Source organism: Spirulina sp. CS-785/01 (assembly GCF_028330525.1).
In the GTDB taxonomy this organism is placed as follows: Bacteria; Cyanobacteriota; Cyanobacteriia; order Cyanobacteriales; family Spirulinaceae; genus JAQMSD01.
The window spans coordinates 1-8,227 of record NZ_JAQMSD010000263.1; the positions used below are offsets into that span (position 1 = coordinate 1).

An 8,227-nucleotide genomic window follows, 5' to 3' on the forward strand; every position below is an offset into this window, starting at 1 on the left:
AATCATCAAAAATCTCTATCAACGGGGGTATGAAAGACAGGATATCCTAGAATTATTCCGGCTGATTGACTGGATGATGACGTTGCCCGCATCTCTCGAAGAAAACCTAACCACAGAAATCTATCGTTATGAGGAGGAAAGGAAAATGCCTTATGTGACCAGTGTTGAGCGTATCGGAATGGAAAAAGGTCGCCAAGAAGGTCTCCAAGAAGGTCGCCAAGAAAGACTCCGAGAAGACATCTTAGAAGTGCTAGAAGTGCGCTTTGAGACCGTCCCTGACTCCCTTGTAGAGGTCGTTAATGGGATTCAAGATGACTCCCTCCTGCGTACCTTACATCGACAAGCGATTCTCGTGAATTCCCTAGCAGAATTTCAAGAGGTGGTGAATTCAGAATAATTGACTGGATAGGGGAGTTAGCACTGAAGCCAAAATGATTAAGACTTGGCTTCAGGGTGTTAGCGGTGTTCTTTACATCTGGGAGAGAACAGAAATTTTTGTGCGTTTCTCTTGGGAGAGTCCTTCTAAGTCATCGAGACTCAGCCAACCATCGCTCACTAATTGGGCAAAGACAAAAATCAAATTAGAATAACGATAATCGTATTTACCATCCATCTCATGTCGTCTCGCGCTGAGAAAATCATGCAAACGCCAGACTTCTTCTAAATCTACGATCGCAGTTGCAGTTTTACGCACTTCTTCAATTATAGCCTGGGCCTCTCGGGCCTGGGCAGTTTTAAAAGCGGTTTGAGCCACTTGTTTTTCGGCTTCAGTCCATTCAATATTACTCACCGACATTTTTAAATTTGTTTAAATTAATATCAACCAAATCAATCTCTTATGGGTGGGGAAAAGAAAAGAGCTTCCTAGTATAGAAAGCTCTCTCACTCACCTTTTAGGGAGAATCTTCCCTAAAACTAAGAACGAGCTAAATTCATTAATTCTTTGGGAGAGGCCAGTAAATCAATGGCCACAAAGAAAATTTTGTTGTTAGGATTTAACAGAAATCGCCAAGCAATGTTCATCCCGACGCTTGCCCCAAACCAAGGTGTTTGGACTTTCCCAGTTACTTTAATCTGGGTAAATCCATCTTCAGCCGGCTCAGAAACCCCTTGCTCAGGAATTAATGTGAGGTTTTGGCATTCTTCTTTGAAGAAACGCAAAATTGCCTCTTTACCCACAATCGGACGCTGGAACGGCGGTTGCAGACCTCCATCCGGTTCAAATAAATCAATGAGCGCGTCAAAGTCATTGGCATTCAAGTTGTTAATATAACTCAAGACGGTTCGATTATCGACCCCTTGAATATTAACCGGAGTACGCTGAGATGCTTCTTTGACGACAACAGGTTCAGAAACTCGTTGATCGACCTCTACTTTGCTCGAATCATAGCCCATATCAATCACTGTATTTCGCAAGACCGTGATTTGTTGACCGGGTTCTAAATTGCGGATAGATTGCAAAATCGCCGACGCATTGGCCGACAGTTTGTAATTTTCCGGAATCGGGGCTACTGTTCCATCTTCCATCCACTGGCCGAGTCGATACCAAAAACCGAGTTTGATGTTAGCAGACCAAGACGCATAGGTACGACAAATGGGGGTGTCTTCCCGGTTGGCTAAGTCGCACATGACTTGGGACTGCTCTCGGAAGCTCATTTGCCGGATTTGGTTGAGGGTCGCTTCCGCAAACTGCATCTGGGCTGCACCAGGCGCGGCAATGGTGATAGATTTACCCATTTCTAAGTAAGCGAACCAAATTAATGCCAGTTGATCTTCGGCATTAAGTTGATTAAATCGGGCAATGGTGGCAGGGACAGCATCAGCCGCTAGGGTGTTGGGAAAGATACCACGAGCCGCTTCGATAGTGTAAGGCATAGTTACTGATTTTGTTAAGTTGTGATTTTTAAAAGTTGCAGGGGATGACTGTTCACTCTGAACCTTTTGAGCTTCAATTTATCATTCTATTAGATTTTCGTTACAAAAGTAAACAAAGATTAATAGTCTTGTAACAATTCAAGAATAATGCAAACCCTGAAATCCTTATGAATCAAGACTTTCAGCGATTCAGGTTTTTCTTAAATTTTGTTTACAAACAAAATTTAAGAAATGTGACGCAAAAAATTAATATTGCAGGAGCTTATGTCCTTCACCTGATATACAATTGCTCAAAGGTGGCGACTTCCGATCGCTGCCCGACTAATAACAAGCGATCGCCCGCTTCTAAGAGGGTATCCCCTTTAGGATAATAGAGGGTGTCCTCTTGACTTTGAATAACCATGATGGCCACTCCGGTTTTTTGTCGCACATCGGCATCTGCGAGGGTGACACCCACGAGAGGGGAGTTTTCCGGTAATGTCACCCATTCGTTATGGAGGGCAACTCGCACATTTTGTACCTCTTTCTCAAGGAGTTTTGGGGACCGTTTCGGACGGATATTAAAATAACGGTCAGTGCGTAACATCCGGATCACATTTTGGATGGCCTCATCAGGTTGGCCCAAGGTCATGAGGACATGGGACCCCATCTCTAAACCCGCCTCAAACTCCGGTTGTACGACCTCTCGCGCCCCCATTTGGGTTAAAAGGTCAATTTCGTTGTTTTCGTGCGATCGCGCCACAATGTCCAAATTCGGCGCGAGAGAGAGGGCCCGTTTAATTAATAACCTTGTACTGGCAGGGTCTGGTAACGTAACCGCAAGAGCTTTAGCATGATCCAGATGGGCTTTTTCTAAGACTAATTCGGAATCCCCATCCCCGAATAAATAGGGGATATTTTGTTGGCGCAAACTTTGGACTGCCGCTTCACTATTTTCAATCACTAAAACCGAATACCCTTGATTATATAAAATCCGTACAATTACCTGTCCTACCCGTCCGTAGCCCGCTACCACGACATGATCGCGCATTTTTTTAGGCAAAGAAAAGGCTTTTCTCCCCTTGTACTTATGGAGATAATATTTAATTAACGGAATACTGAGTAATTTATCCGCCAAACGGGGCGCGAATTTAATATTAATGGGGGCAACAACTAAAGTAATGGCGGTTGTGCCTAAAAGTAATAAATATTGGTCTTCGCTTAATAAGCCAACATTTAATCCAGTCAAAGTTAAAATAAAAGAAAATTCCCCAATTTCACTTAATCCTAAACTGCTGATTATCGCTGTCTTAAAGGAATAATTAAAGCTCATAATAATAGGGAAAATAATGATTGCTTTCCCTAAAACAACCAAGGCAACTAACCCTAAAATTAACCCTAAATTATCCAATAAAACTTGGGGGTCAATCAGCATCCCAATAGACGCAAAAAAGATACTCGCAAAAGTGTCTCTCAACGGGATAATTCGGTTCAGTGCTTGGTCTGCATAGTCAATTTCAGCCACCATTAACCCGGCCACAAAAGCCCCCATTTCAATAGAGAGTCCTAAGCCGGCAGTCACTAACGCCACCCCCAAACAAAGGGCAATAATTGCTAAAAGAAATAACTCATTATTCTCCGTTTCCGCAACCTTCCGCATAGTGGGGGGAATTACCCAATACCCTAACGCCAATGCCCCGGCAATGACTAATAAGGCTTTTAAAATAGCGATCGCCAATGACCCCCAGAGGTTTTGTGGCTCGTTTAAAGCTGGTAAAATGGCCAACATCACCCCCACGGCCAAATCCTGTACAATAAGGATGGCCAACATAATTTGACCGTGTAACGTATTAACTTCCCCTTGCTCCGTCAGGGTTTTTAAAATCACTGCCGTGGATGAAAGCGACAACACCGCCCCCACAAACACCCCTTGAATGATCCCATGAGTCCACCCGGCCAGTGTAGTAGTTAAGGCAACCAGTAGAATCGTTAAACCAATTTGCAGTACACTGCCCTTGAGGGCAATATCCTGCACCCGCCTCAACTCCGCCAAAGAAAACTCCACCCCCAAAGCAAAGAGTAAGAAGGCCACCCCCATTTCCGCGAGAGCTTCAATTTCTTCCGTTTCTTGAATGATCCCTAATACAAACGGCCCAAGGATTAAACCACTGAGGAGATAACCGAGTAAAACGGGTTGTCGGAGACGGTTGGCAAAATAACCTGCTATGGCAGATGCCCCTAAAACAACTGTGAGATCGAGCAGAAATTGGTGTTGAGCCGCCATACTACCGAAAGATAACGTGATGGGTCTTGATGTCAACGTAACATTGATTACTGACAAAACAAGCAAATCTGCTCAATCTGTGATTTTTGTTCATTCCCCCTAGAGGAGTTACCCTGCCCCCTGGGAGAAAAATGATCTGGTCCAATAAATCACCTAGTAGCAGAATTGACAACAGCGAAAAAAAAAGTCATGTTTTGTAGGAACATAAGAAAACATGGTCTAATTGATCCAACAATAGAGAAGGATTGTCTCTCTATAGAGTAGAGCAAGACTGGGATACCCCCCATGTTACGAGTCCGATTATGGACGGCTTGAGAATCCCACGAAATTTATTCGTAGGAGTATCAATAAGCTGATTTAGTGTGAGGAGAACCTTAATGGAGCAACTTTTGAGAACCGCCTTATTTGCCGCCCCCGCCACCTTGGGGGTATTCTTAGGCTTGAGCAGTGATGCGATCGCCAACCCCCCTTCTAGTCTAGAAACCCTCGAAGAAATTCAACGCCTCAATGATCAATCTCAAGGTCAATTTACCGGGGCCTCCCAATTCCGCGACGTTTCCCCTGGAGACTGGGCATTTCAAGCCTTAGATGACTTAGTGCGCCGTTATGACTGCCTAAAAGGGTATCCTGACGGCACATACCGAGGCAACCGGGCATTAAGTCGCTACGAATTTGCAGCCGGGTTGAATGCCTGTTTACAGCAAATGGAGCGCATTTTAGCCGAAGCAACCGCCGATTTAGCCACCCGTGAAGACTTAGAAACCCTGCGTCGCTTAATGCAGGAATTTGAAGCGGAATTGGCCACCTTGGGGACACGGGTGGATAATTTAGAAGGCCGCGTCACCTTCTTAGAAGATCATCAATTCTCCACCACCACCAAATTAAATGGGGGGGTTGTCACCAGTTTAGACGTTGCCACCGGCGATCGCGCAAAAATTTACGGCTTCACCGACACCGACTACAACAATCTAGCCGTTTTAAATAATTTAGCGGACACCAGTGCGGTCAACCCCTCCTCTAACTTTGTGAATTTAGTAACCAGCAATCGTATGATTGGCTTATTTGAAGGGTTAGGGGTGGTGGACTCCACTACCTTATTCACTGCCTTTGATAATGGCAATCCCCTCTTTAGTCAGGTTTTTCTCGATGGGATCGACATCGACACCACCAGTTTGGGAGATGGAGAAGAACTTGATACCATCGTGACTAACTTCATCGATGACCTAGACACCATTCACCAAGCCGGGAATAGCACAGCAGCCAACTTTAATCGGGATGGCAATGACTCGGTTGGTTTAGGGTATCGTCTGCGGTTAAACTTTGATACCAGCTTCTTTGGCCAAGATCGCCTACGCACCCGACTGCAAGCGCGAAACTTGGAAAATGTGGGTCAAGTCGGCACAGGAACACCCAATACCGATCCAAACCTCTACGGGGATAGTGGCAATGATGTCCAACTGAGTAAACTCTGGTATCGTTTCCCCGTCAATGAGAATCTTCGCTTACACATTGCCGCACGGGGCATTTTCATTGATGAAATCCTCGATGCTGGCACAACTTCCCCCTACGCTTACGGCAACTTACCTCTGGGGTTAGCCTATAACCAGCAATTCTACGACACCTTCGCCGATGGGAATGCTGCTGTCGGGGCAAATTTCCGCTTCAGCGACTTATTACGGTTAGACATTGGCTATTTTGCCGTTGATGCCCCCAATGCGAATACCGGAATCTTTGGGGGTGAGTATTATCTCCCCGTCCAACTCAGCTTTGACTTTAGCGACAAATTCAAATTGGCCGTAGGTTATGGTCACGGGTTTTCCCCTGGTGGCGCACGGGTTGATAATAATGTCAGTATCGCCGAAACCGCCAGTGTTTTAGGGAAATCTCCCTTCCTGTGGGTGAATAATAGCGGCAATATTCAAGAATCCGCCACCACCATCAACACCTGGCATTTATCCGCCTCTTGGGATGTGGCTGAGTCGGTTAATCTTAGCACCTTTGTGGGTTATACCAACGCAGTGGCTGAGTCTGGAGTGCGCTTTGGTGATACGGCTGATCTGTGGACTTGGGCCTTTAATTTAGGCTTCCCGGACTTATGGAAAGAAGGGGATGTGATCACCGCTAGTTTTGGTCAATTGCCCTCTTTAACCCGTGCCGGGGCCTTTGGTTCTACCGTTGCTGGGCCGAGCGATCGGGATGCCACCTATTTAGCCAGTTTAGAATATCGTTTCCCCTTGAACGATAAAATTCAAGTCGCACCTGGGGCCTATGCAGTATTTAACCCCAATGGCAACTCCAACAACGACACCATCTTTGTGGGAATGCTACGCACTGTCTTGAGTTTCTAATGTCTTAATGGGGCAAATTAGCCTTGGGTTGAAACCCAAGGCTAATAGCTAAAACCCGTGTTTAACGGGTTGAAAGTTACATAGTCAAGGGTGAAATAAGCTCGCTTGCGAGTTGACTACAAACAGATACACAATATCTAAATGCTTACAGTCTAAAAATTCTGTAATCCTCATTAAACGAACCCTAAATCCTTCTTTTTGACGACTTTTAACTTCATGGACTCTAGTTTTGCTTTTAATTCTGCTATTCCGATTAAAACTGAATATGATGCCAACAGTCACTTAATTCTTTATACCGGGGATGTCAATGATTTTATTAAAACTATTCCTGATCAATCTATTTCTTTGATTATTACCTCTCCTCCGTATAATATTGGCAAATCTTACGAGAAAAAAATTGCCATTAATGAATACTTAGAAACCCAAAAACAAACCATCCAACAATTTCACCGTATCCTCACCGATACCGGGAGTATTTGTTGGCAAGTCGGCAACTTTGTTGATAAGGGAGAAGTCTATCCCCTTGATATTTTTTATTATAACATCTTCAAACAATTTCACTTCTATTTACGCAATAGAATTATTTGGCGTTTTGGTCATGGACTTCACGCATCCAAGCGTTTTTCGGGACGTTATGAAACCATTCTCTGGTTTAGCAAAGGGGAACAATATACATTTAATTTAGATGCAGTGAGAGTCCCTGCAAAATACCCCGGAAAACGACATTATAAAGGAAAAAATAAAGGTAAACCCTCTGGAAACCCGAAAGGTAAAAACCCCTCAGACTTCTGGGAAATTATTGTCCAAAACTGGGAGGAAGAAGTGTGGGATATTCCTAATGTTAAATCAAACCATCCTGAAAAGACGATTCACCCTTGTCAATATCCGATTGAATTCGTCGAACGTTGCGTTTTAGCATTAACTAATGAAGGAGAAAGAGTTTTTGATCCTTATGCAGGAGTAGGATCATCACTAATCGCTGCACTCAAACATCAGCGTAAAGCAATTGGCAGCGAAAAGCAAGCTGAGTATAGTAATGTAGCAGTGGAGAGAATACAGTCTTATTGGAATGGGACTTTGAAGATCAGACCATTAGGTAAACCCATTCATACACCCACTGGACGAGAGAAAGTGAGTCAAAAACCTCAAGAATGGCAAAAATCTCAAGACAATTCAACCTCGGAACAGTTAAAATTATTTGAAAATCAAGGAAAATATCAATGATTATTGGAGGACTGTATTCTTTTAATCAAGGACAAGAAGTAATAGAACAAAATTTTGCTTCGGAATTTCAAGAAGTTAAAAATATTATTAATTCAGTTTTCTAACTCCGTGTCTTCTTCATTACTATCCAACCCCTCTATCCATGCTGCCATTGATTACAGTTTGAAAAGGTTGAGAAACTGGGTTTCTGCGTTCAATTTGGGACTTAAACCAAGGTTGAAAAAAAGAAACCCGGTTTCTATATACAGCTTACTGACCTACAATTCTCCCTCTCCTTCCTCACTCACAGGACGACACTCTTGGTCATACTCCTGATCTTCCTCTTCCTCTAACTCCATCTCCTCCCCATCATCATCTAACTCCAACTCCAACTCCGGCACAGTTTGACAAGCATTCCCCAACAACACATCCTCCTCCAAGTCCTCTAAAATGGATTGCCAGATGGGGGTAAAATCGAGAATTGTGGGATTGCCTGCGATCGCTGTTGCACCTGTTGCACCTGTTGCACCTGTTGCAC

The 8,227-nt window shown here is 44.1% G+C and carries 6 protein-coding genes and 1 pseudogene; 3 read left to right on the forward strand and 4 right to left on the reverse strand.

Annotation, left to right across the window (positions count from 1 at the left end):
• Positions 1-397, forward strand: a pseudogene (locus PN462_RS17150) (transposase); the annotation flags it as partial.
• A gap of 72 nt (positions 398-469) precedes the next feature.
• Here the strand turns inward: PN462_RS17150 and PN462_RS17155 are convergent.
• The 3 genes from PN462_RS17155 to PN462_RS17165 form a co-directional block, all read right to left on the reverse strand.
• Entirely contained in the window at positions 470-796 is a 327-nt protein-coding gene (locus PN462_RS17155; protein ID WP_443029203.1) for a hypothetical protein, read from the reverse strand.
• A gap of 119 nt (positions 797-915) precedes the next feature.
• Positions 916-1,875 (reverse strand): orange carotenoid-binding protein, encoded by a 960-nt coding sequence (locus PN462_RS17160; protein ID WP_272130044.1) that lies wholly within the window; start codon positions 1,873-1,875, stop codon positions 916-918.
• Between the two features lie 271 nt (positions 1,876-2,146).
• On the reverse strand, positions 2,147-4,138 hold the full coding sequence (locus PN462_RS17165) for a cation:proton antiporter domain-containing protein (RefSeq protein ID WP_272130045.1): 1,992 nt from the start codon (positions 4,136-4,138) through the stop codon (positions 2,147-2,149).
• A gap of 377 nt (positions 4,139-4,515) precedes the next feature.
• Here PN462_RS17165 and PN462_RS17170 point away from each other — a divergent pair, with 377 nt between their 5' ends.
• Both PN462_RS17170 and PN462_RS17175 read left to right on the forward strand, forming a co-directional pair.
• Complete coding sequence (locus PN462_RS17170; protein WP_272130046.1) at positions 4,516-6,486, forward strand: iron uptake porin; 1,971 nt, start codon at positions 4,516-4,518, stop codon at positions 6,484-6,486.
• A gap of 216 nt (positions 6,487-6,702) precedes the next feature.
• Positions 6,703-7,710 (forward strand): DNA-methyltransferase, encoded by a 1,008-nt coding sequence (locus tag PN462_RS17175; RefSeq protein ID WP_443029204.1) that lies wholly within the window; start codon positions 6,703-6,705, stop codon positions 7,708-7,710.
• A gap of 257 nt (positions 7,711-7,967) precedes the next feature.
• Here PN462_RS17175 and PN462_RS17180 read toward each other — a convergent pair.
• Positions 7,968-8,227 (reverse strand): hypothetical protein (locus PN462_RS17180; protein WP_272130048.1); only part of this gene is annotated, 260 nt, incomplete at its 5' end.